The following is a 25279-nucleotide window of genomic DNA, read 5'->3' as shown; positions in this document are numbered from 1 at the left end:
TAGAATCGTTCTAAACAATATAACCCAATCATTCTCTAGTTTTCATTTATGCGTTGTTGGCTGCCTATGAAATCTTATATTTGCTGTATGACTTTCGAACAAATCATAGGGCAAGAACATATTAAAAAACACTTACAGCAATCTGCTGAAAATAACCGAATTCCTCATGCGCAACTTTTTATTGGAAAAGAGGGATGTGGTACTTTACCAATGGCGATTGCTTATGCTCAATATTTATTATGTAATTCTTCAACAAATGCTGAAGCTTGCAATATAAAATGTAATAAACTACAACACCCCGATTTACATTTTGCTTTTCCTGTTACTACGAACGATAATGTAAAAAGACATCCGGTAAGTAATTTGTTTTTAAACGATTGGAGAACTTTTATTGATGAACAGCCTTACGGAAGTTTATTTAATTGGCTACAACATATTGGTGTAGAAAATAAACAAGGGCAAATAGGTGTTGATGAAGCTGAAGATATTGTTAAAAAATTACAGTTAAAATCTTACGAAGGTGGCTTTAAAGTGATGATTATTTGGATGGCTGAAAAAATGAACATCGCAGCATCTAATAAACTATTAAAACTTATTGAAGAGCCTCCTAGTAAAACCATATTTTTATTAGTTACTGAAGATGAAGGTCAAATTATAAATACTATAAAATCTAGATGTCAAGCATTACATTTCCCTTCGTTAAGTGATAGTGATATTGCTACAACTTTAGTTAAAAACGAAAGTATTTCTGAGAATGAAGCTGTAAAAATTGCCCATCAATCTGAAGGAAACTACAACAAAGCACTTCATATTTTAAATAACAATTCTAACGATTTAATTTTCGAAGAATGGTTTATTACTTGGATTCGTGCAGCTTTTAAAGCTAAGGGTAATGCAGCTGTTATTCAAGATTTAATAGAGTGGTCTGATGCTATTGCTAAGTCGGGGCGAGAAACTCAAAAACAATTTTTACAATATTGTTTGCAGTTCTTTAGACAAGCTTTATTACTAAACTACGGAACTCCAGATTTAGTTTTCTTAGAAACTAAAACCAAAAATTTTAAATTAGAAAAATTTGCTCCTTTTGTTCATAGTGGTAACATTTTAACGATTGAAAAAGAAGTAAATGACGCTCAATATCATATTGAACGAAACGGGAATGCTAAAATTATTTTATTAGATTTATCTATTAAACTAACTCGTCTTTTACATAGTAAAGAAGAAAAAATTCAATCATAATTATGAAAACAAAACTTATACTTTTCGCCTTTATTTTCGGAATGCTTTTTGCTGCCTGTAAACAAGAAAAAAAATCGTTGAATGATTTTATGATTGGTAATTGGCAAACTGAATATATAAAAATTGAAATGCCAACAGTTAATAAAACTGACAGCACCTCTGTTTTCGAAGATGATTTTAGCAAACCTAATGTTGGTAGAGCGCAATCAACTTATAAAAACGACGGAACATTCTCTGCTTGGTTTAAACAACCAGATGGTAAAAAAGTTGGTGAGACTAGCGGAACATGGAAAACAAATGGAGATAGTTTATATGTAGATTATCCATATCTTGGTAAACAAGTACAAGCTTGGTACTCAATTAAGAAAACTGACGAAGGTTTTTCTGGAAAAGTAATTTACGACTGGGATAATGATGGTGAGTTTGACGACACATTAATAATGAAAACAAAAAGATTAGAGTAAAAGAAATTGCTAAACTTTAACAATATATCGCTACGAATTAGAATCTTTTTATCAATGATACTTTTGGTATTATTGGCATCTATTTTAATTGTAACAGTTACCATTTATCAATATGGTGAACAGACTGACGAGTATAATATTCAACGTTTTAACAGAAAAGAAAGTGCCACAAAGCACGATATAGAAATTGAGCTAAAACGTAAAACCACTTACCCTGTTACCACTAATAATTTAGCTAAAATTTTTCAAGATAGAATTTATGACATTGCTTATGTGCATAAACTTACCGTGTCTATCTATGACATGAATGGTCATCTTTTAAAATCATCTATTCCTTATAATTTTGATAAAAAAGAAGGTACCGATTTAATTCCTGAAGTAATTACTGAGCTTGCTAACAATTCTAATCATAAAATACTAAAAAGTAGAACTGAAAAAGGAATTACTTATCAATCTTCTTATACTTATATAAACGATACTCGATTTAAACGAATAGGAATATTAGAACTACAAATAGCACAAGACAACGAAGAGCAAAAACAAGAGCTTAGAGAGTTTATTTCTCGTTTACTTTTAGTATATCTTTTAATGTTTATCATCGCTATTGCTTTAGCCTACTTTTTATCAAGTTATATTACCAGATCTATCCAGACTATTTCTGAGAAAATTAAAGAAACACGCTTAAACAAGCGTAACGAAAAGATTACATTAAACTCGGCTAGTTCAGAAATAAACTCTTTGGTAGATTCATATAATAATATGATTGATCAACTTGAAGATAGTGCTGTTAGATTAGCAAAAAGTGAGCGTGAACAAGCTTGGCGAGAAATGGCAAAACAAGTAGCACATGAAATTAAGAATCCGCTAACACCAATGCGTCTTTCTGTTCAGAGTTTTGAAAGAAGGTTTGACCCTAAAGATCCAGACATCAAAGAAAAAATGTCTGAATATAGCGACACTCTTATTCAGCAAATAGATGTAATGAGTTCTATCGCTTCTGCCTTTTCTGATTTTGCTAAAATGCCTACACAACGTAGAGAAAAACTAGATGTTGTTGATGTTGTAAAACACTCTTTAGATATTTTTACTGAAGATTATATTCATTACATACCACAAGAATCAGAAATACACGCTAATTTAGACAAAACTCAATTAGTTAGAATCTTAACGAATCTTGTTAAAAATGCTACTCAAGCAATTAAAAAGGATGAAAGCAATCCTAAGATTGAAGTAAAAGTAGCCTCAGAAGGAAATAACGTTAAAATTACTGTTTCTGATAACGGAAAAGGAATTACAAATAAAAATAAAGAATTAATTTTCGAACCTAAATTCACCACTAAAACAAGTGGAATGGGATTAGGCTTACCAATGATAAAAAATATAATTGAAGCGTATGATGGTTCTATCAGCTTTACTTCTACCGAAGGAATTGGAACTGTTTTTACCGTAATTTTACCAAAAACTTAGTCAAATGAATTTTGAAAATATTTTAGTTGATATTGCTAACGGATTAGCAAAAATCACAATCAACAGACCTAAAAAACTAAATGCATTAAACTCAGCTACTATTGCTGAATTAAGTTCAGCTTTTAAAACTTTAGAGGACGATAGAAACGTGAAAGTAATTATCATCACAGGTAGTGGTGAAAAAGCTTTCGTAGCTGGTGCAGATATTTCTGAGTTTGCGAATTTCTCTGTAGAAGAGGGTGGTAAATTAGCAAGATTAGGACAAGAATCTTTATTTGATTTAGTAGAAAATTTATCAACTCCAGTTATTGCAGCTGTTAACGGTTTTGCCTTAGGTGGAGGTTTAGAACTAGCAATGGCTAGTCATTTTAGAATTGCTTCTGATAATGCAAAAATGGGCTTGCCAGAAGTTTCTTTAGGTGTAATTCCTGGTTACGGAGGTACGCAGCGACTACCTCAGTTAGTTGGCAAAGGAAAAGCTATGGAATTAATCATGACAGCTGGAATGATCTCAGCAGATGAAGCTAAAGATTGTGGCTTAGTAAATCACGTTGTTGCGCAAGAAGAACTAATGCCTTTAGCTGAGAAATTAGCTTCAAAAATTATGAGAAACTCATCTGTTGCAATTAGCGCCGCTATTAGAGCAGTAAATGATAATTTTAAAGATGGTGTAAATGGTTATGAAACAGAAATAACTGAATTTGGAGACAGTTTTGGTACCGAAGATTTTAAAGAAGGTACTACAGCTTTCTTAGAAAAAAGAAAACCAGAATTTCCAGGAACGTAATTGAAAACTCAAATTAAAATATTATTAATATTAAACTTGGTAGTTTGCTGTTCGATTTTCGGGCAAAGGAGTACTAAAGCTTCTGTTTTATTAGACTCTATTTCTAGTAAAGTTAGTTACAAAGCTAACCCACTAGAAATTATTAAGCTGTCAAAAAAACTATTAAAAGCTGGTGAAAAAGAAAGAGATACTTTTTTAATTTTACGAGCACTTCATCACTTAGGTAGAAGAAGTCAATTTGCTAACGAGAATTATAAATCTATTAAATATTTTAATAGAGAACTTTTATTTTTCACCAATAATCTACTATCACAGAAAGTAAAAAATGAGCTTAAAGGAACTGAAATAGCGCCAGTAGAAATCTATGCTCAATTAGGTAATAATTTTTCTAATTTAGGGGATAAAAAAAAAGCATTAGAATATTTTAATCTTTCAAAAAATATAGCCGAGAAAGAAGAACTACCATTTTACAAAGCTGTAATCCCGGTTTTAATAGGTGAAATTAAAGTTAGCATAAAAGAATATGATCAAGCTATTAAATACTATAAGCTTGGCTTAAAAAGGCTAGAATCATCTAAAGTTATAAATGAAAAAACCAAAAAATTTAATAGTTCAATAACCGTTAGAAATTTAGCTCATACATATCTTCTTAAAAATGAAATTGACTCGGCAAAATTTACTTTAAATTATGGTATTAACAAGGGCTATCATACAAATACAAAAAACAGTGAGTTAATTTATTCTATTGTTAAAGCTGAAATTTTAATTTTTGAAAACAAATTAAATGAAGCATTAGAGCAATATAAAACTATTGAAAACAAATCCAACATCTTAGACCCTGCCAAAGGGATATTATATTATTACAATGGATATGCTAAATGTCTAGCTAAACTTGGAAAATATAAAATGGCAATAGATCTAATGAAGAAAGGAATTCTTATTAGATTAAAAGAAGCAAAAGATTTTAGTTTATCTGAAGATTATAAACAATTAGCTAAATATTATAAAGCTGATGGTAATCTTGAAAAATCAAATACATATTTTGAAAAATATGTATTAAGTCAAACAGCTTTAGAAAGAAACAAACGCGATGTAATTAAAGAATTTCACGATAATGAATTACAGAGTTTAAACTCTCAAAAAGAACAACAACAAAAAATTACTAGTTTATTAATTATTGGAGGTACAGTAGTTATAATTCTATTGCTCTTATATTTATTCATCTTATCAAAAAGAAAAAAGAAAAACACAAAAAAATTCGAAGAATTATTACGTAAAATAGAATCTTTAGAACAACAACAAAAATTGGTAGATACTAAAGATGATGTTTTAGAAGAAAAATCTACATTAGACATTAACAAAGAAACATTTGATGAAATTTTAACTGGTTTACAAAAAATTGAAGAACAACACTATTATCTAAAACAAGAATGTAATTCTTATAACGTAGCTAAGAAAATTAAAACAAACACTTCTTATTTATCTAAAGTGATAAATGCACATCACCAAAAGAATTTTAATACATACATTAATGATTTAAGAATCAATTATGCTATTTTAAAATTAAAAGAAGATACTCGATTTAGATCATATTCAATTCAATCTATTTCTGAAGATATTGGTTATAAAAGTCCTGATTCTTTTACAAAATACTTTAAAAGAAGAACTGGTTTATTACCATCAGTTTATATTAAAAAACTGAACTTAATTACTTAGTTTTTAAATTAAAACAATCATTACAAACCCTAAATTTACGAATTTAGGGTTTCTTGTTTTTTAAATTAGACATCTTCTTCTAATTATATCTAAAACACTAAAAAACAATCAACTACATACAATTGTCGACGCCCTATTTTCCTAAAACTGGGTTTACTTCCCTTGTAATATATCTTTTTAAATTAAATATTTGTTTCAGAAATCAAAACGAACATAAATTCTTTTAACCATGAAAAAAACAACTAAAACAATATTAACAATGATTCTTTTTTTATGTCTTGGTGGGTTATTTGGATATACCGTTACTTCATCAATAAAAGGTACAGATAGATCTAAAAAAATCACAGAAGTATTAAAAGATAATTGCAATTGCAAAGAAGTAAATCAAATTATTTATGCCAAAGGAGTTCAATTTGGATCGAACGGATTAAGTACCGAAAAGGGCGAGTATCAATTAGTAGATTGTAAATTCTCTTCTGCTAAAAAAGAAGCACAAAAAATTCAAGATTTATTATTATCAAAAATAAAAGGCTTTAATAAAGTTGATTTATTAGAGCTCGAGTTTATAAACGGAGATGACTCAGAAACAATTATTATTAAAAACGGAAAAATTCAATAAAAACTAAAAACATGATATCAGTTATTATTAAAGTAATTATAGAAAGTGCAGAATTAGTAGGTAATATTATAGGAACAATACTGTAATTAAAAATCAAAAAAAGCATCTAAAATTTTAGATGCTTTTTTTATACTTAAGGGAAAAACAATTAATAAGGGGTTTATTTATTGTCAGAAAACAAATATATATTAATTTCAACAATCACCAAATATTATTGCATTTTTCTTATTAAATAAATTTAATCATTAGGTTTATTTTATCAAAACACCTATTTACTTCCATTCCATTCATTTTTAAACTGACTTAAAAAGGCTTCCATAAATTGATGTCTCTCTTCTGCAATTTCTTTTCCTGCTTTAGTATTCATTTTATCTTTTAACAGTAATAATTTTTCATAAAAGTGATTAATCGTTGGAGATGTAGACTTTTTATACTCTTCTTTTGTCATATGTAAATTGGGAGGTATTTCTGGGTTATGTAACTCACGGTTTTTAAATCCTCCATAATTAAAACAACGTGCAATACCTATAGCTCCAATCGCGTCTAATCGATCAGCATCTTGAACAGCATCTAATTCTGGGGATGAAAACTTTTGCTCAAAATTCCCTCCTTTAAAAGATATGTTTTTAATGATGTTCTCAACATGTACAATTACATCTTCAACTACATTTTCTTTTTCTAAAAATGTTCTAGCTTTTTTTGGCCCTACTGTTTCATCTCCGTTATAAAATTTACTATCGGCTATATCATGTAGTAAAGCACCTAAAGCAACTACAAAATCATCAACATTTTCATTTTTAGCTATTAACAAAGAGTTTTTGTACACTCTTTCAACATGAAAATAATCATGTCCTCCTTCTGCTCCTTTTAATGTTTCTTTTACAAACTCTATTGTGTTTTGTATAATCTGTTCTTTATTCATATTTCAAAAATAAAAATCCTGCACTAATAAGCACAGGATTTTAATATTATTATAAACTCTTATTTAAGCTACAACTGATGCTTTAACTAAATTATTTTCCACTAAATATTCAGCTATTTGAATCGTATTTGTAGCTGCTCCTTTTCGCAAATTATCAGAAACAATAAACATATTTAAAGCATTTTCTCTTGATAAATCTCTACGAATTCTACCAACAAAAACATCATCTTTTCCTTCTGAATAAAAAGGCATAGGATATTCGTTGTTTTCAGTATTATCTTGAACTGTTACTCCATCTGTTTCAGATAAAATATTGCGTACTTCATCAACAGTAAAGTGATTATCAAACTCAATATTTACAGCCTCTGAATGACCTCCTACTACAGGAATACGAACACAAGTTGCTGTAATTGCAATACTTGGATCGCTTAAAATCTTATGCGTTTCACGTACTAACTTTAATTCCTCCTTAGTATAACCAGCTTCTTCAAAAACATCACAATGCGGTAATGCATTTTTATGAATTTGATACGGGTAAGCATTCTCTCCGTCTACCCCATTAGCTTCGTTTTCTAACTGACGAACTGCTTTTACTCCTGTACCAGTAATAGATTGATACGTAGAAATAACCAAACGATTAATTTCATATTTTTTATGCAACGGAGCTAATGCCAACACCATTTGTATAGTAGAACAATTAGGATTAGCTATAATTTTATCTTCTTCCGTTAACTCAGATGCATTAATTTCTGGAACAATTAACTTTTTACTTGGATCCATTCTCCAAGCAGAAGAATTATCAATAACTGTAGTTCCAATTTCAACAAATTTAGGAGCCCATTCTAACGAGGTATTTCCTCCTGCTGAAAACAAAGCGATATCTGGCTTCATTTCAACCGCAGTTGCTAAACCAACAACAGTATAATCGGTTCCTTTAAATTCAATTTTATTTCCTACCGAACGTTCTGATGCAACAGGAATTAATTCTGTTACAGGAAAATTACGTTCTGCTAATATTTGTAACATTACATTACCTACCATACCGGTAGCGCCTACAACTGCTACTCTCATTTTTTGTTTTTTTTGTGTTGAAGTACAAAGGTTTAAAAAATTTGAATTGGTTGTATCTCTTTTCATTAAAATTTTTAGTTAAAGTTAAAAAAACATCACATTTTATCTAAAAAGTAATATTCTAAACACTAAAAATCAAAAAAATAGTACATTTGCATCGATTTTAAAAAATCGCAACATATTTTGTTTAACTAAAAAAGTATAGCATGCAACTGTACAACAAGTTAAGCGCTGAAGAACGCGCTAAATTAATAGACGAAGCGGGAAAAGACCGTTTAACAATTTCTTTCTATCAATATTTCAAGATAGAAAATCCAACTTTATTTAGAAATAAATTATTCCTTGAATGGGATGCCTTAGATGTTTTAGGAAGGACTTATGTTTCTTATGAAGGAATCAATGCTCAAATATCTGTTCCTTCTGAAAATTTCTTAGCGCTAAAAGATCAATTAGATGCTATTACTTTTTTAAAAGATATCCGATTAAATGTAGCTGTTGAGCAAGACAATAAATCTTTTTTAAAGTTAAAGGTTAAAGTTCGTAACAAAATAGTTGCTGATGGTTTAAATGACGATACGTTTGATGTAACTAATAAAGGTGTGCATTTAAACGCAAAAGAATTTAACGAGATGTTAGCGAACCCAAATACGGTTTGTGTTGATATGCGTAATCATTACGAAAGTGAAATAGGTCATTTTGATGGCGCAGTAACACCAGATGTTGATACTTTTCGTGATTCTTTAGATATTATTGAAGAAGATTTAAAAGACCATAAAGAGGATAAAAACTTATTAATGTATTGTACAGGTGGTATTCGTTGCGAAAAAGCATCTGCATATTACAAGCACAAAGGATTTAAAAACGTTTTCCAGTTAGAGGGCGGAATTATAGAATATACTCGTCAGGTTAAATCTGAAGGAATTGAAAATAAGTTCATCGGTAAAAACTTTGTTTTTGATCACCGAAGAGCTGAACGAATTACTGACGATGTAATTTCTAATTGTCACCAATGTGGAAAAGCTTGTGATGAGCATACAAATTGTGCAAATGAAGGTTGCCATTTATTATTTATCCAATGTGATGAATGTTCAGAAAAAATGGAAAATACATGTTCTACTGAATGTCAAGAAATAATTCAATTACCTTTCGAAGATCAAAAAGCATTACGTAAAGGAAAACATGCAAGTAATAAGATCTTTAAAAAAGGACGTTCTGAAAAGTTAAAATTTAAAAATTAACTATATAAATAACTATTTAAAAGCTCTCTTTCGAGAGCTTTTTTTGTTTAAAAACTGTAATTTTAGCTAAAATCAATAAAATATGTCTGGCGTAAAAAATTTACAAACGTTAATTAAAGAAATGAAACCATATTTAAATAATGGCGAATATGTTTTTACTACAGTTAGTCATTTAAAAGATATTAACCCAGAAGATATTATTGGGCAATTCAAAGAAAAAGAAGGAATAACATTGATTTTAGAGCGTAAAAAAGCAGACCAGCTAAACCTTACTTATAATTTCATTGCTTCATGGATTACCTTAGAAATTCATTCAGCATTAGATGCAGTAGGATTAACTGCTGCTTTCTCATCTTCACTTACGAAACATAATATTAGCTGTAATGTTATCGCTGGTTTTTATCATGACCACATTTTTGTTGATAAAAAAGATGAGACTAAAGCTTTACAAGTTTTAATCAACTTATCTAATAATTTTTAAAGTTAAAATGGAATTACAACCACCATATCGTAAAATTATTCATGTTGATATGGATGCATTCTATGCATCGGTTGAGCAATTAGACAATCCTGGTTTAATTGGTAAAGCTGTTGCTGTTGGTGGAAGTGAAATTAGAGGAGTTGTATCCGCAGCGAGTTATGAAGCTCGTAAATTCGGTGTAAGATCTGCTATGAGTGGTGTTCTAGCTAAAAGAAAATGTCCGCATTTAATTTTTGTTCCACCTAGATATGATCGTTACAAAGAGATTTCATCAAAAATTAGAAAAATATTTTATGATTATACCGATTTAGTTGAACCACTATCTTTAGATGAAGCTTATTTAGATGTAACGGAAAATAAGAAAGGAAATACTTCAGCTAGTATGATTGCTCAAGAAATTCGTCAACGTATTTGGGAGGAATTAAAATTAAGGGCATCAGCAGGAATATCTATTAATAAATTTATAGCTAAAGTAGCATCTGATATTAATAAGCCAAATGGACAAAAAACCATAAACCCTGAAGATGTTATTCCTTTTTTAGAAGAACTTCCTGTTAATAAATTTTATGGTGTTGGTAAAGTAACTGCTGCTAAAATGCATAACCTTGGCATCTTTACCGGATTGGATTTAAAAAAGAAATCTTTAGAAGAACTTTCGGTTTTATTTGGAAAATCAGGTGTCCATTATTTTAATATTGTTCGAGGAATTCATAATAGTAAAGTAAAACCTAATCGTGTTCGCAAATCTATTGCTGCCGAACGCACCTTTAATGAAAACTTATCATCAGAAGTTTTTATGTTAGATCGTTTAGATAAAATAGCCGAAGAGTTAGAGCGAAGAATGAAAAAATCGAATACGAAAGGTAAAACGGTTACTTTAAAAATTAAATACAGCGATTTTACACAACAAACTCGTAGTAAAACAACCAATCATTATATTCAGCTAAAAAAGGAATTCTATCCTGTTGTTAAAGAACTATTATATCAAGAAAAACTTAAAAACTCTGTACGTTTATTAGGCATTTCTTTTAGTAATTTAAATACCGAGAAAAAAGATCCTATATGGGTACAATTAAAGTTTGATTTTTAAACTATCGGTAGTTTTAAAGACACTTTTGTCCCGTTTGGCTTTCCGTTTTCATCAAACAAATCTATATACTCTAAAGAATAAGTATTTATAAATTCATTTGAAAAATTCTTCAGCCTTTCTTTGGTTAAATCAATTCCTATCGACTTTCTATTTAAAGACTTACTGCTTTTTATTTTAAAAGCAGCATCTCTACCGATACCATTATCTATAATATTAATTTCGATAAATTCTTTTGAAAATTTTTCAATGGTTAAATCTACCTTCTTTTCTCCTTTCTTTGATGACAATCCGTGCCAAATAGCGTTTTCTAGAAAAGGTTGTAATACTAATGGCGGTATTTTAATTCTCTCTAAATTTAAATCATCTCCAACCTTTTCATTATATGCTATTTCATTAGAAAACCTGATATTTTCGATACTCATGTAAAGATTCATTGTTTTCAATTCTTCAGAAAGAGCAACTTCTTTTACTGTTGTAGATTCTAGAATATTACGGATTAATTTAGAAAACTTATTTAAATAGTAAACAGCATTTTTCTGCTCATTATTTATGATATAAAGTTTGATTGAATTTAAAGCATTAAATACAAAGTGTGGATTCATTTGAATTCTTAGTGCTTCTTGTTCTAATAGTAAAATCTGTTTATCATTTTTTAATAAACGTTGTCTGTAGATTGAATATAATAAAACTCCAAATAAAGCAATAGAAACCAACGAAATAATTAAGATGTTTCTATTTCTTAATAATTTAAGTTTTGATATTTCATTCTCTCGTGCTAAACTTTTTATTTTATTATTGTTTACTTCGCTATCATATTTACTAATCAAACTATTTACATAACGAATGGTTTTAGCATTAAATGTTTTATTTTTAACTTCAATTGATTTCTTAAAAAAGTCTAAGGACTCCTTATAATTTTCTTCCTTTTCATTTAATTCAGATAAATGATCATATGATAATACTAAACTTGAGGGAATATTATTGTCTATCCCTATTTTTAGTGCTTTATCTAAATAACCTCTAGATTCTTTTAATCTATTTAATTTTAAAAGCGACCATCCTAAAGTGTTATAAACTTCAGATAAATAGTATCTATTACCTATCTCTTCTGCAGATTCAATAACTTCTGTAATATATTCGTAAGCTTCATTATACTTTTGCTGTTTAATCAAAATATCACTAATACTATTGTGGCATATTACTTTACCAAGCTTATCATTATTTAATCTGTTATATTCTAAAGATTTTTGATAATTTTCTAATGCTAAGTCTAAATCCCCAATATTCTTATGAGCATATCCAATATTTTGGTGGTTAATTGCTAAACCTCTACGGTCTTCTAGTTGTTTTTGAAGAGCAATTGATTCACTAAACTTTTCTAAGGCTCTTTCATATTGACCTAGCGTTAAATATATATTACCAATACTATTAATGGTAATACTATTACTAATCTTTATATCGTTAGTAGGATTTTCTACTTTTAAAATAATATCTAATGCTGATTGATGGTAATTTAAAGCTCCTCTTATTTTATCTTGTCTTCTACAGACTACTCCTAATTGATTTAAAGTTACAATTTCAGCTTCTATACTTTTTATCTCCTTAGATAAATTTAAAGCTTCCTTATATTTTTCAACAGATTTATTATACTCCGTTACATTTCTATGAGAACGTCCTTGAACATTTCTTGCAAAAATCTCCCCTATTACATAGTTGTTTTTTTGACTTTCTTTTAAAAGTTTTTCTATTTGATCTTCTTTAAAACGGACTCTTTTAAAATGCTTTTGAAGTTTAAAATAACTTGACTCTTTTTTTTCAATTGCTGAGACAATTAAACTATCTACATTCTTTTTCTGAGAAAAACTTAATGTTGAAATTAAAAATAATAATATGGAAGTGTAAATAAATTTCATTTTAAAACTTTTCTAAGAAATCAGATTTTCTTTGACGTGATACAGGTATTTTATGGTTGTCTTCTAAAATCACATACCCATCAGACTTTAAGAACTCTTTTATTTTATTTAAATTTATGACAAATGAATTATGGATTCTAAAAAAATGCTCATCAGGAAGTAATTCGTTTATTTCTTTCAACTTTTTAGTAACCACAATTTTTTTATTTAATGTTGTGTGAATTGAGCAATAATTACCGTCTGATTCTACAAATAAAATTTCTGATTGATCTAAGAAAATAAGTTTTCCATCAGTGTTAATAGTTATTTTTCGTCTATTAAATTTCTGAGTAAAGCTGGATAGTATTTTTTCAAATTTCTCATTACTATTATTCTTATTATTATGGTTTTTAATCCTATTAATAGTAGCTTCCAGATCGTCTGTATCAATAGGCTTTAATAAATAATCAATTGCTTCATTTTTTAAAGCTTTAATTGCGTACTCATTATATGCTGTTGTAATAACTACCGCGAAATCCCTTTTATTTAATTTCTCTAATAATTGAAAACCATCCATAGTTGGCATTTCAATATCTAAAAAAAGACAATCAATTGAACTCTCGTTAATATGTTTTATTGCTTTGTCTGCTTCTGTAAACGTGTTTATGATTTCAATATCTTTATCAAAGTTTGATAATTCCCAAGAAAGACTTTGTATAGCCTTTGGCTCATCATCAACAATAATTGCTCTTAACATTTTGTAGGGATTTTCACCAAATGTAACTGATATAAGTGTAAAATTAAAATACCATATCTGTCTTTTACCCTATAATCGAGCTCCTCTTTTACTTAAAAAAAAAGAATACCTACCATTTATACATAAAATCAAACCATTTACACAAAAACAGATTTTTAAAATATTTTTTACCCCCATATTTGCAGTATAATACACAAGGGGATCATATTGGTAAATTGGGGGATTAATCAATAATGACAAAATTTAAAAGACATCGTTATATAACGATGTCTTTTTATTTATAGTAAAGTTACTTCTACTCTTTAATTTACCATTTATACAAAAAACACTACCAACTATACATAAACATTTTTACCAAGTCTTTATTTATTACATATTTGTATCATAATACACAAGGGGATCATATTGATGAATTGGGGGATTAATCAATAATGACAAAATCAAAAAAAGCATTACATAACGTAATGCTTTTTTTATGCAACAATTTAAATTAAAAACTTTTTGATATACAAAAAGCTCAAACGTTAAACGTTTGAGCTTTTAATTTATCTAATCAATTAGTTTCTTAAGCCTCGAATGGAGTTACTGAAACGTATGATTTGTTGTCTCTTTTCTTTCTGAATTCAACTACACCATCAACTTTAGCATGTAAAGTATGATCTTTCCCCATGTAAACGTTTTCACCTGGGTTGTGAGTTGTTCCTCTTTGACGAACGATAATGTTACCTGCAATTGCAGCTTGTCCTCCAAAAATCTTTACTCCTAGTCGTTTCGATTCTGATTCTCTACCATTCTTCGAACTACCGACACCTTTTTTATGAGCCATCTCTCTAAGTTTTTAAAGTTAATTATTTGCTTAACGCTTCAATTAATTCAGCTTTCTTTAAAGAAGTGTATCCTTTAATACCAGCTTCTTTAGCTGCAGCTTTTAATTCTGCAACAGTCATTGAACTTAAATCAGTCGCTTCTGCTTTTGGTTCAGCTTTAGGAGCTTCTTTCTTAGCAGCTGCCTTTTTAGTACCTGAAACAGAAATTCCTTCAATTTGAATTTCAGTTAAATACTGTCTATGTCCATTTTTCTTTTTGTAACCTTTTCTTCTTTTCTTCTTGAAAACGATTACTTTATCACCTTTTAAGTGACCTAATACCTTTGCAGTTACTCCTGCACCTGCTATAGCTGGGGCGCCAATAGTTACATTACCTTTATCTTCAACAAGCATTACATTATCAAAAGTTACTTTTGATCCTTCTGCCTCTTGTAAACGGTGTACGTATACTTTTTGGTCTTTTGCTACTTTAAATTGCTGCCCTGCTATCTCTACGATTGCGTACATACTTTTTGTTTTGCGTTATACTTTATACACTTTCTTAGTGAAAATGCGGATGCAAATATACGAGTTTTTCAACAACAAACAACCTACAGTTCAGAAAATTACTTACTCTCTTATAAATTTTAAATATTTTTTCACTCATAAACGTAACGAAAGAGTTAATTTCACGTCAGATATATCAAAATCAGTTAAAAACTAAAAAATTTATTAATGAAAAAAAGTGTTTTATCTCTTGCTTCAGCTATGTTATTTGCATTTTCTGCAAATGCACAAAAAGTGGAGTTTGAAGAGTACGATTTAAGTAATGGAATGCATGTTATTTTGCATCAAGACAATTCAGCTCCCGTAGTTACTGTTGGGGTAATGTACCATGTTGGTTCAAAAGATGAAGTTGAAGGGAAAACAGGAATGGCTCATTTTTACGAGCATTTATTATTTACTGGAACCAAAAATATTGGTCGTGGTGAATGGAGTAAAATTGTAGCTGCTAACGGTGGTGCTGGAAATGCAAACACAACTTGGGATAGAACTTACTATTACGAAACTTTCCCTTCAAATAATTTAGAACTAGGATTATGGATGGAATCTGAGCGTTTATTACATCCTACTATCGACCAAAAAGCAGTAGACACTCAAAATGAAGTTGTAAAAGAAGAAAAACGTCAACGAATGGATAATGCTCCTTATGGGAAAATTATTTATGGTGATGTATACCGTCATATTTTTGACAAGCACAACTACAAAAATTCTTTAATAGGTTCTATGAAGGATTTAGATGGTGCTACTTTAGAGGAATTCAAAGCTTTTTACGATAAATGGTATATGCCAAACAATGCTGTTTTAGTTATTGCGGGTGATTTTGAGACAAAAAACACCAAGAAGTTAATCAAAAATTACTTTGAATCAATTCCTGCTAGAACACTTCCAAAGCGTGAAACTACTGTTGAACCAGAAAGAACTAAAGAAAAAAGAGTAAAAGAATATGATTCTAATATTCAATTACCAGCTATTTTATTAGCTCACAAAACACCTGCTATGAAAGAGCGTGATGCTAAGGTATTAGACGTAATTTCAACTATTTTAAGTAACGGAAAAAGTTCTAGATTATACAAAAAGTTAGTAGACGATAAGAAAAAAGCTTTACAGGTTTTTTCTTTTGCTAGAAACTTAGAAGATTATAGTGTTTATAATATTGGAGCAATTCCTTTAGGTAAGACATCATTAGAAGACTTAATAAAAGAAATGGATGAAGAAATTTTAAAACTTCAAACCGAATTAATTTCTGATAAAGACTTGCAGAAAGTTCGTAACAAGTTCGAAAATAATTTTGTTGCATCTAATTCTAATGTACAAGGTATCGCTAATTCTTTAGCTAGAAACTATATGTTAATAGGAAACACTAATAACATTAATAAAGAATTAGAAATCGTAAATTCTATTACTAAAGAAGAAATTAGAGCCGTAGCTAAAAAGTATTTAGCAAAAGACCGAAGAATCGTAATTGAATATTTACCAGAATCAAAAAAGAAATAATCATCTAAACTGAATTTAATGAAAACGAAAATATTATCAATCGTTACAATATTATTTCTATCATTTACTGTTTCAGCACAGATTGATAGAACAAAACAACCTAAACCAGGACCTGCTCCAAAAATAAACTTAGGAACTCCTGAAAAATTTACTTTAAAAAACGGGTTACAAGTTTTAGTTGTTGAAAATCATAAACTACCTAGAGTAACAGCTACTTTATCTATCGACAATCCACCAATGTCTTTTGGTAACAAAAAAGGAGTTGAAAATCTATTAAGCGGTATGTTAGGTACTGGTTCTAAAAATACTCCTAAAGCAAAATTTGATCAAGAAGTTGACTTCTTAGGTGCTAATATTTCTTTTTGGAATGAAGGTGCAAGAACTAGCTCATTATCAAAGTACTTTCCTAAAGTTTTAGGTTTAATGGCTGATGCTGCTTTTAATCCTGTTTTTGAGCAAGGTGAGTTTGACAAACAAATGAAACAATCTCTTGACGGAATAAAAAGCAATGCTAAAAATGTAAAAGCTATTGCTAGAAGAGTAGAAAACGCTCTTACTTATGGTAAAAATCATCCTTATGGTGAGTTTACTTCTGAAGAAACTTTAAAAAATGTAACATTACAAGACGTAAAAGACCTATATAACAAAACTTACAAGCCAAATAATGCATATTTAGTTATTATCGGTGATGTAAATTTTAAAGAGGTTAAAACTCAAGTTGAATCTTTATTTGGTAACTGGGCTAAAGGAAACTTAGTTACTCAAACATTACCAAAAGTAGAGAACCCTACAACTACAGAAATCGATTTTATTAATATGCCTAACGCTGTTCAATCTGAATTAGCAATTATAAATGCTGTTGATTTAAAAATGGGTGATAAAGATTATTACGCAGCTTTATTAGCCAACCAAATTCTTGGTGGTGGTGGTACAGGTAGACTGTATAAAAATTTACGTGAAGATAAAGGGTACACTTATGGTGCTTACTCAGGGATTGGAGCTGATAGATATGCTTCTCGATTTAAAACTTCTGCTTCAGTAAGAAACATGGTTACCGATAGTGCTATGGTTGAAGCAATGAAAGAAATCAACAAATTACGCTACAAAAAAGCAACACAAGAAGAATTAGATGTTGCAAAGGCTAAATACATTGGTTCTTTTGTAAGAAATGTTGAAAAACCAAGAACAGTAGCAAACTATGCTTTAAATATTTTAACTAATAAATTATCTAAAGATTACTACAAGAACTACCTTAAAAATATTAATGCAGTTACTTTAGAAGACGTTCAAAACGCAGCTCTTAAATATTTTAGAGGTGATAAATCTCGTATTATAATTACTGGTAAAGGAATTGATGTTTTAAAGAACTTAGAAAAAACAGCTGATTATAAAATCAACTATTTTGATGCCAATGGTAATCCAACTACGAAGCCTGAAATGAGCTTACCGATCCCTGATGGAACTACCGCATCAACAGTAGTTGACAGCTATTTTAAAGCTATTGGAGGCAAAGATAAAGTAACTGCTGTAAAATCGGTAATGATTTCTTCTGATGCTAAAGTGCAAGGAATGCAATTAAATTTAGTTCAAAAAAACGCAGCACCTAATAAATCTTTAGTATTAGTTTCTATGGCAGGAAATGTAATGCAAAAGATGGTTTTTGACGGAACTAAAGGCTACCAAGAAGCACGAGGTCAGAAAAAAGAAGTAACTGGTAAAGAATTAGAGGAAGCTAAAAAACAAGCTGCTCCTTTTACTGATTTAGCCTATAAAGAAGGTAAGCTAGAAAGAATTGAACCTGTAGATGGAAAAAATGCCTACGTAATTAAGCATGGTAAATCTGAAATCTTTTACGACTTAACTTCTGGATTAAAAATAAAAGAAGTAAAAACCGTTAAAGGGCCTCAAGGAGAAATGAAAGTCCCTACTTTATATTCTGATTATAAAGAAGTGAACGGAATTAAATTCCCACATAAAATGTCTCAAAAAATGGGACCTATGAATTTAGAGTTCATTGTAAAAGAAATAAAAGTAAACGAAGGTGTATCTGATGCTGATTTTCAGTAGATAGAATATCTTTTCAAATTACTAAAGAGTCAAAGCATATGCTTTGGCTCTTTTTATTTTGCTTTATTTACTAACCAAACTCCAAATAAAATTATCCCGCCTGCCAATAACTGTATAATACTCAGTTTTTCTCCATCAATTATTCCCCAAATAACTGCTACAATAGGTATTAAATAAGTTACAGAAGACGCAAAAATCGGTGAGGAAATATGAACTAAATCATTAAATATCACCTTCGCAATCGCAGTTCCTAAAACCGATAAAATGATTATATACAATAACGCAGGTTTGGTTTCTGAATTCAATTCAAACTCAGTAAAAAAACCTGTATAACCTAATATTATTAATACTGGAATTATTACTAATAAAAAATGACCCACAGTAATGGTAAGTCCATCTAAATCATGTAAATGTTTCTTTATAATATTTACATTAAACGCATAACCAACCGAAGATATGATTGGCAATAAAGCATACCAATAATTCTGATCTGGGTTTAAATCTGCTCCTTTTACAATTAAAACAAGTGTTCCAATCAATCCTACTAAAATTCCTGTAAACTGACTTTTCTTAAAAGTAAAACCAAATACTAAAGCTCCAATAATAAAAGTATTAAAAGGTGTTAGTGAGTTTAAGATTGATGCTATTGAGCTGTCAATTCCTTTAATCGCGTAAGCAAAGAGAAAAGCAGGAAAAAAAGTTCCTACTAAAGCACTTACGAGGACATGTTTCCAATGTCTCTTTTTTATTTTTTGTAGACTTTTATATCCAACAATAAGTATAAATATAGCAGCAAAAAAAGTTCGTAAAGCAGCTACCTGTATTGGAGATATACTTATTAGTGCCTTTTTCATTAAAATAAAAGAGCTTCCCCAAACTAGCGAAAGCACTATTAAATACAACCATTTTCGTTGTTGATTACTCATTCTCAATCTATTTAAGTACAAAAGTCGGGTATTTCTATTTATAAATTTGATTTTATTAATAACTTTGCCAAATAACCCAATAATTTTAAATGATGAAAATTCAAAAAATAATATTCGCTTTAGCTTTTGTAAGTATTTTAGCTGTTGGTTGTAAAAACGACGCTAAAAAAGAAGAAGCGACTAAAGAACAAAAAACTGAAGTTGCTGCAAATGCAAAAGAACTTTCTTTAAACATTTCTGGAATGACTTGTGAGATAGGATGTGCTAAGAAAATTGCTTCAGATTTAAATAAAAAAGAAGGTGTTTTAGAAGCTAATGTTGTTTTTAAAGATAGCATTGCAACTATAAAATACGACTCTAACATTACAAACAAAGCAGATTTAATTGCTTTTGTTGAAGGTATTGGTAGCGGAGATATGTACAAAGCTGCTGAAGGAACTAAAAAAGTTTGCGAGAAAGATTGCAAAAAAGATTGTGGGGCAAAAACAGATGCTGAAGCTAAAGCTTGTAAAACAAACTGTAAAATGGCTTGTTGCTCAGAAAAAACTGAAGACAAAAAAGCTTGTGAAGAAGATTGCAAAAAAGAATGCTGCGCAGAAACTAAAAAAGCATAATTCAAGTTTTAATATAAAAATCAAGCTCCTTAATTAAGGAGCTTTTTTTATGCGTTTATCCTATCTTTGTAAAAACTTTTCTTCTGATGAAAAAACACTTTCCTCTCATAGTAAAAATTTCTTTAATTTCTGTTTATCTTATATTTTTAGCAGGATCTGTTGTTCGCATGACAGGATCGGGAATGGGGTGTCCTGATTGGCCAAAATGCTTTGGTTATTATATCCCTCCAACATCCGAAGAGCAAATTACTTGGCAACCAAATACTGAGTATGAAGAAGGAATGATTATAGTTAAAGATGAAGCTTTATTTGTTGCTGAAAACGATTTAAAAACATCTGAAGAATTCAATTCTAATAATTGGACAAAATACACCAAACACAGCTATGCTAAATTCAATAAATTTCATACTTGGACAGAATATATCAATCGATTAAGTTCTGCTTTAGCTGGAATTCCGTTTTTGTTTTTAATTTTTGTTTCTATTAAGTTTTGGAGAGAGAAGAAACTAATAACATTCTTATCTTTTGGAGCATTCTTTTTAATGCTTTTTGAAGCTTGGCTAGGTAAAACAGTAGTTGATTCTAACTTAAAACCAACCATTATTACCATTCATATGGTAGCGGGCTTAGTTATTGTTGCCTTATTGTTATGGCTGTTATTTATAGTTTCTGATCGTAAAAAAGCAACTTATAAATTCAATTCACTGTTTAGTAAACTCGTAATTATATCGGCTGTTTTTTCGTTAATTCAAATTGCAATGGGTACTCAGGTTCGTCAATTTATTGATGAGCAAGTAAAATTATTTGGTTTCGACAACAAACAGTTTAGTTTATTAGAACCTAATTTTAAATTCTATTTTCATCGCTCATTTACTATTGCGATAGTCTTAATTAACCTTGGTATATTCTATTTAAACCAGGTTAAGAATTTAGGATACAAACTAGTAAATTGGATTGTTTTCTTAATCTTTTTAGAAACAATTACCGGTATTTTAATGTACTATGCTGAATTCCCTTTAGGAACGCAAGCTATTCATTTACTTTCGGGTGCTGTATTGTTTGGATTACAGTTTTATTTATGGTTACAGAGTAGAAAGGTTAATTAATCTTTCCATTCCAAAGTTTCCATCATTTGAATCATGTCTTTTTTAATGTATTCAACTGCTGGTAAAATAGAATCATAATTAGGTTTGGTATAAAAAAACAATGAACCTTTTAAAAAATGCTTAGCACTATCGGTAACATGAAACTGTATTTGTGAAGCTGCATTACCAGATATTTCACACATTTTTCCGTAAACTTTTCTGTCATCATTTTTAAAATCACGCCAAGAAATATGATCCGCTTTTACTGTGTGTTCTAATACGAGTTTCTCCGCTTCAATTAATAACTCACGAAGGTTATTGTTTATAGGTCGATACGTAATATCAACCGAAGCTTTTAATTTAGGGTACTGAATTTTCAACCAGTTTTTTGGTAAGCTTTTTATCGATGTGTTTTTAGCAACATCAAAACGATAGGGTCTGCTTTCATTTAACTTATTATACCCTAACTCTGGATATTCTAAACTTAAATATCCTTTTGGTTTTGGTAAGGTTTCTTCACCACAACTTATTAATAACATTGCTGATATCAGCAATAAAAACTTACGCATTTCGTGTTGCTTTTACTTGTTTTATACGTTTTTTATCTAACGCCTCAATAGTAAACGTATAATTACTAAAGTTTATTTTCTCTCCTTTTTTAGGAAACTTCCCCGATACTTCTAAAATAAAACCAGCTAAGGTTTCACTTTCTCCTTTAGCATCTTCAAATTTCTCTTCGTCGTCATCTTCTAAAACACGACAAAAATCTTTAATTGTTATTTTTCCTTCAAAAATATAATTGTTTTCATCTAGCTTAGAATAGGTTAAATCATCATCATCAAACTCATCATTTATATCGCCTACAATTTCTTCAATAACATCCTCTAAAGTTACAATTCCGCTTGTCCCACCATATTCATCAACCACAATTGCCAAATGTTTTTTCTTTTCTTGAAATTCACTTAACAAATCGTCTAACTTTTTGTTTTCAGGTACAAAAAATGGTTCTCTTAATAAATTTTGCCATTTATATGTTTTCTTACCCAAGTGCTCTAATAAATCTTTCGCATATAAAACACCGATGATATTATCGATATTTTCATGATACACTGGGTTTCTAGAATATCCGTTTTTAAGAATTGTTTTTAAAACCTCATCGTAATTTGTATCATCTGCTATCGCACAAACATCTGTTCGAGGTTTCATGATTTGCACTGTTTCGGTATTTCCGAAATTTACAATTCCTTCTAAAATTTTTTGCTCTTCTTTCGTTGTAGCATTCTCAGAAGTAAGCTCTAAAGCTTGTGATAAACGCTCTACTGATAAATTACCATTTTTGCTCCCTAATCTATTTTCAACAATACTTGTTAGCTTAATTAACGGGGTACTTAGCGGTGTTAAAATTGTATTTAAAACTTGAATTGGTTTTGCCATAAGACCAGCAAACTGAATCGGTTTTCGACTAGCATATACTTTTGGTAAAACTTCACCAAATAATAGAATTAAAAAAGTAACAACAACAACTTCAACAAAGAATTTTACTCCTCCAGATAAACCTCTAAAAAACACTTCGCCTAATGAAGCAAAGAGTAATACAATAAGAATATTAATAAAGTTATTGGTGATTAAAATAGTACCTAATAATTTCTTCGGACTTTCAAGAAGTTTAACAACTGTACTCTTACCCTTTGATGCTGATGAAAGTTCATCTAGCTTTGTTTGTGATATCGAAAAAAAAGCAACTTCGGTTCCTGAAACCAATGCAGAACATATTAATAACACAAGCAACAGTATGCAATTAGCACTTGTTATCCAATCTATACTTGATATTAAAAAAAATAATGGTTCGGGTTCTGGATCCAATTTTTAAAATTTAATTAAACTAAAATGGCAAATCATCGTCCTCTTTAGGAGCTACATTGGGTGTAGTTATATTTTGATTTTCCTGAACAGGATTTGTATTCGCTGGAGCTTGATTCAATTCTTTCTTAGTTGATAAAAACGTCATTTCTTGCACCTGTATTTCGGTAGTATAACGTTTTTGACCATCCACTTCGTATTGACGTGTTTTTATACGTCCTTCGCAATACACCTTATCTCCTTTAACCAAATACTTTTCGCAAATTTCAGCAAGCTTATTACGCACTACAATATTATGCCATTCTACATTGGTAACCTTTTCTCCTGTTTGACGATTCGTATAAGTTTCGTTTGTAGCTATAGGGAAACGTCCAACAGAGTTACCTCCTTCAAAATAATGCATTTTCACCTCATCACCTAGATGCCCTATTAAAATAACTTTATTAATTGTTCCTGCCATAGCTTATTGAATTTGTATTGAATCAAATATACAAAATTTACTTTTTCGTGTTTAAATATTGATTCAAAAAATTATCTATTAAAATAGGTACTGGATATTGTTTAACATCTTTCCAAGAAATAGTTTTTTTAGCAACTTTTGAAGTCTTTACAATCCAAAATTTCGTGTATAAATGCTGGTGAGAAAGTTTATGGACAACATCTTTTGTGTTGAATAAAGACAAGGTTGTTTCTTTAGGAAAAACACTTACAAAACCTTCTTGATTAACCAATTCTTCTTCTGATATTGATTGTTGAGTTTCAACTAACGGAAATTGATATAACCCTTGCCAAATTCCTTTACCAATTCTTTCTTCAAATATTGTTTGATTATCATCAGTAACCACTACTAAAAAATTAAAATATCTTTTTTTAATCTTTATTTTTTTCTCTTTAACCGGCAATTCTTTTATCAACTTCTTTTCTAAAGCTACACAACTACTTGAAAACGGACAAGTATCACACAACGGGTTCTGAGGTTTGCAATGTAACGCTCCAAAATCCATAATTGCTTGATTATAGGTTCCTGGTTGAGAACTATCAATTAATGTTTGTGCTAACTCTTTAAATTCTTTAATTCCTTTACTGGAATTAATAGGAGTATTAATACCAAAATAACGAGACAATACACGATAAACATTTCCGTCCACCACTGCAACTGGCTCATCAAAACAAACCGATGCAATCGCTGAAGCTGTATAATCTCCAATTCCCTTTAACTTTAATAACTCTTTATAATTATTTGGAAAAACTCCATTAAGTTCATCAGCTACATATTTAGCAGTAAAATGTAGGTTTCTAGCCCTAGAATAATAGCCTAATCCTTGCCATAATTTTAACACCAAACTTTCATCAGATTTTGCCAAATCAAATACTGTTTTATAGGCTTCAGTAAACTTGATAAAATATGGTAAACCTTGCGCTACACGTGTTTGTTGTAACATAATTTCGCTTAACCAAACCAAGTAAGGGTCTTTAGTTTTACGCCAAGGCAAATCTCTTTTGTTATTTAAATACCAGTAAATTAGTTGGTTAGCAAAAATCATTTATGTAAATTGAGCTAGCGAAAATACTGCATTTTATTTAGATATTTTTATTCTTATTATTTTCGGAATAGATTAATTATCATATATTTGCACCCTCATTTTTAAAAATAAATTCAAAATATATATAGAATGACAAAAGCAGATATCGTATCTAAGATTTCAGATAAGAGTGGAATTGAAAAAGCAGATGTTTTAGCAACAGTTGAAGCATTTATGGACGAGGTGAAAGATGCATTAGAGAGTGGAGATAATGTATATTTAAGAGGTTTTGGTAGCTTTATTATCAAAACTAGAGCAGAAAAAACTGGTAGAAATATTTCTAAAAACACTACCATTAAAATACCTGCACACAACATCCCAGCATTTAAACCATCTAAGGTTTTTACAGAAGGTGTTAAAACAAAAGTATCAGTAAAGTAATTAACGTATTAACCAAAAATCTTTTTACAAAGATTTTATAAAACATTTTAACTATGCCAAGTGGTAAGAAAAGAAAGAGAGCAAAGATCTCTACGCACAAAAGAAAGAAAAGAGCAAGAGCAAATCGTCATAAGAAAAAGTAAGCTAACGCTTACT

The 25279-nt window shown here is 29.7% G+C and carries 25 protein-coding genes; 14 read left to right on the top strand and 11 right to left on the bottom strand.

Going from position 1 to position 25279, the window contains the following annotated elements; all coding sequences use genetic code 11:
* The first annotated feature begins 87 nt into the window (after positions 1-87).
* The 6 genes from H3Z83_RS09910 to H3Z83_RS09885 all read left to right on the top strand — a co-directional run bounded on the left by H3Z83_RS09910 (position 88) and on the right by H3Z83_RS09885 (position 6292).
* Positions 88-1239: a DNA polymerase III subunit gene (locus tag H3Z83_RS09910; protein WP_182125330.1), complete on the top strand. Its 1152-nt coding sequence runs from the start codon at positions 88-90 to the stop codon at positions 1237-1239.
* A gap of 2 nt (positions 1240-1241) precedes the next feature.
* On the top strand, positions 1242-1703 hold the full coding sequence (locus H3Z83_RS09905; protein WP_182125329.1) for a hypothetical protein: 462 nt from the start codon (positions 1242-1244) through the stop codon (positions 1701-1703).
* A gap of 54 nt (positions 1704-1757) precedes the next feature.
* Positions 1758-3170, top strand: a complete 1413-nt coding sequence (locus H3Z83_RS09900; protein ID WP_182125328.1) for a sensor histidine kinase — start codon at positions 1758-1760, stop codon at positions 3168-3170.
* Positions 3171-3174: 4 nt separating this feature from the next.
* Entirely contained in the window at positions 3175-3957 is a 783-nt protein-coding gene (locus H3Z83_RS09895) for an enoyl-CoA hydratase/isomerase family protein (RefSeq protein ID WP_182125327.1), read from the top strand.
* Positions 3958-5673 carry a helix-turn-helix domain-containing protein gene (locus tag H3Z83_RS09890; protein ID WP_182125326.1) on the top strand — a complete coding sequence of 572 codons (1716 nt, stop codon included), beginning with the start codon at positions 3958-3960 and terminating at the stop codon, positions 5671-5673. It begins immediately after the preceding gene.
* Positions 5674-5902: 229 nt separating this feature from the next.
* On the top strand, positions 5903-6292 hold the full coding sequence (locus H3Z83_RS09885) for a hypothetical protein (RefSeq protein ID WP_182125325.1): 390 nt from the start codon (positions 5903-5905) through the stop codon (positions 6290-6292).
* 268 nt (positions 6293-6560) lie between these two features.
* On the opposite strand, the gene H3Z83_RS09880 is transcribed toward H3Z83_RS09885, so the two are convergent.
* Both H3Z83_RS09880 and H3Z83_RS09875 read right to left on the bottom strand, forming a co-directional pair.
* Complete coding sequence (locus H3Z83_RS09880) at positions 6561-7214, bottom strand: HD domain-containing protein (protein WP_182125324.1); 654 nt, start codon at positions 7212-7214, stop codon at positions 6561-6563.
* A 63-nt stretch (positions 7215-7277) separates the two neighbouring features.
* Positions 7278-8285, bottom strand: coding sequence for an aspartate-semialdehyde dehydrogenase (locus tag H3Z83_RS09875; protein WP_182125436.1), 1008 nt, complete (start codon positions 8283-8285; stop codon positions 7278-7280).
* 206 nt (positions 8286-8491) lie between these two features.
* Between H3Z83_RS09875 and trhO the strand changes: the two genes are divergently transcribed.
* The 3 genes from trhO (at position 8492) to dinB (ending at position 11094) form a co-directional block, all read left to right on the top strand.
* A complete protein-coding gene (gene trhO / locus H3Z83_RS09870) occupies positions 8492-9523 on the top strand; it encodes an oxygen-dependent tRNA uridine(34) hydroxylase TrhO (protein ID WP_182125323.1) in 1032 nt (343 codons plus the stop codon).
* Positions 9524-9605: 82 nt separating this feature from the next.
* The gene (locus H3Z83_RS09865) at positions 9606-10004 is read left to right on the top strand and encodes an ACT domain-containing protein (RefSeq protein WP_182125322.1); all 399 of its coding nucleotides are present in this window, start codon (positions 9606-9608) and stop codon (positions 10002-10004) included.
* 7 nt (positions 10005-10011) lie between these two features.
* Positions 10012-11094, top strand: a complete 1083-nt coding sequence (gene dinB / locus H3Z83_RS09860) for a DNA polymerase IV (protein ID WP_182125321.1) — start codon at positions 10012-10014, stop codon at positions 11092-11094.
* On the opposite strand, the gene H3Z83_RS09855 is transcribed toward dinB, so the two are convergent.
* From H3Z83_RS09855 to rplU, 4 genes are all read right to left on the bottom strand, one after another.
* On the bottom strand, positions 11091-13007 hold the full coding sequence (locus tag H3Z83_RS09855; RefSeq protein ID WP_182125320.1) for a tetratricopeptide repeat-containing sensor histidine kinase: 1917 nt from the start codon (positions 13005-13007) through the stop codon (positions 11091-11093). The two genes, dinB and H3Z83_RS09855, sit on opposite strands and share 4 nt — an antisense overlap.
* Position 13008: 1 nt before the next feature.
* A complete protein-coding gene (locus tag H3Z83_RS09850; protein WP_182125319.1) occupies positions 13009-13743 on the bottom strand; it encodes a LytR/AlgR family response regulator transcription factor in 735 nt (244 codons plus the stop codon).
* Positions 13744-14308: 565 nt separating this feature from the next.
* Positions 14309-14569, bottom strand: coding sequence for a 50S ribosomal protein L27 (rpmA, locus tag H3Z83_RS09845; protein ID WP_182125318.1), 261 nt, complete (start codon positions 14567-14569; stop codon positions 14309-14311).
* A gap of 22 nt (positions 14570-14591) precedes the next feature.
* On the bottom strand, positions 14592-15077 hold the full coding sequence (rplU, locus tag H3Z83_RS09840) for a 50S ribosomal protein L21 (RefSeq protein WP_182125317.1): 486 nt from the start codon (positions 15075-15077) through the stop codon (positions 14592-14594).
* A 207-nt stretch (positions 15078-15284) separates the two neighbouring features.
* On the opposite strand from rplU, the gene H3Z83_RS09835 reads away from it, so the two are divergent.
* Positions 15285-16607: a M16 family metallopeptidase gene (locus H3Z83_RS09835; RefSeq protein WP_182125316.1), complete on the top strand. Its 1323-nt coding sequence runs from the start codon at positions 15285-15287 to the stop codon at positions 16605-16607.
* Positions 16608-16625: 18 nt separating this feature from the next.
* On the top strand, positions 16626-18674 hold the full coding sequence (locus tag H3Z83_RS09830; RefSeq protein ID WP_182125315.1) for a M16 family metallopeptidase: 2049 nt from the start codon (positions 16626-16628) through the stop codon (positions 18672-18674).
* A gap of 53 nt (positions 18675-18727) precedes the next feature.
* Here H3Z83_RS09830 and H3Z83_RS09825 read toward each other — a convergent pair whose 3' ends face one another.
* Positions 18728-19600, bottom strand: coding sequence for a DMT family transporter (locus H3Z83_RS09825; protein ID WP_182125314.1), 873 nt, complete (start codon positions 19598-19600; stop codon positions 18728-18730).
* Between the two features lie 89 nt (positions 19601-19689).
* Between H3Z83_RS09825 and H3Z83_RS09820 the strand changes: the two genes are divergently transcribed.
* Positions 19690-20214: a cation transporter gene (locus H3Z83_RS09820; protein WP_246337526.1), complete on the top strand. Its 525-nt coding sequence runs from the start codon at positions 19690-19692 to the stop codon at positions 20212-20214.
* An 86-nt stretch (positions 20215-20300) separates the two neighbouring features.
* Complete coding sequence (locus H3Z83_RS09815) at positions 20301-21320, top strand: COX15/CtaA family protein (RefSeq protein WP_182125313.1); 1020 nt, start codon at positions 20301-20303, stop codon at positions 21318-21320.
* Here the strand turns inward: H3Z83_RS09815 and gldD are convergent.
* From gldD to mutY, 4 genes are read right to left on the bottom strand one after another with little or no spacing between them, the layout of a single operon-like run.
* Entirely contained in the window at positions 21317-21868 is a 552-nt protein-coding gene (gene gldD / locus H3Z83_RS09810; protein WP_182125312.1) for a gliding motility lipoprotein GldD, read from the bottom strand. The genes H3Z83_RS09815 and gldD overlap by 4 nt on opposite strands.
* Entirely contained in the window at positions 21861-23162 is a 1302-nt protein-coding gene (gldE, locus tag H3Z83_RS09805) for a gliding motility-associated protein GldE (RefSeq protein ID WP_182125311.1), read from the bottom strand. The genes gldD and gldE overlap by 8 nt, the downstream gene beginning before the upstream one ends.
* Before the next feature lie 19 nt (positions 23163-23181).
* Entirely contained in the window at positions 23182-23619 is a 438-nt protein-coding gene (locus H3Z83_RS09800; protein WP_182125310.1) for a single-stranded DNA-binding protein, read from the bottom strand.
* A 37-nt stretch (positions 23620-23656) separates the two neighbouring features.
* A complete protein-coding gene (gene mutY, locus H3Z83_RS09795; RefSeq protein WP_182125309.1) occupies positions 23657-24703 on the bottom strand; it encodes an A/G-specific adenine glycosylase in 1047 nt (348 codons plus the stop codon).
* 129 nt (positions 24704-24832) lie between these two features.
* On the opposite strand from mutY, the gene H3Z83_RS09790 reads away from it, so the two are divergent.
* Positions 24833-25123, top strand: coding sequence for an HU family DNA-binding protein (locus H3Z83_RS09790; protein WP_068702156.1), 291 nt, complete (start codon positions 24833-24835; stop codon positions 25121-25123).
* Positions 25124-25279 lie beyond the last annotated feature (156 nt).

It is taken from the genome of Tenacibaculum pelagium, from assembly GCF_014062345.1.
GTDB lineage: Bacteria > Bacteroidota > Bacteroidia > Flavobacteriales > Flavobacteriaceae > Polaribacter > Polaribacter pelagius.
Note: the sequence above shows the minus strand (reverse complement) of the source record. Positions and strands in the feature narration are given on the sequence as shown.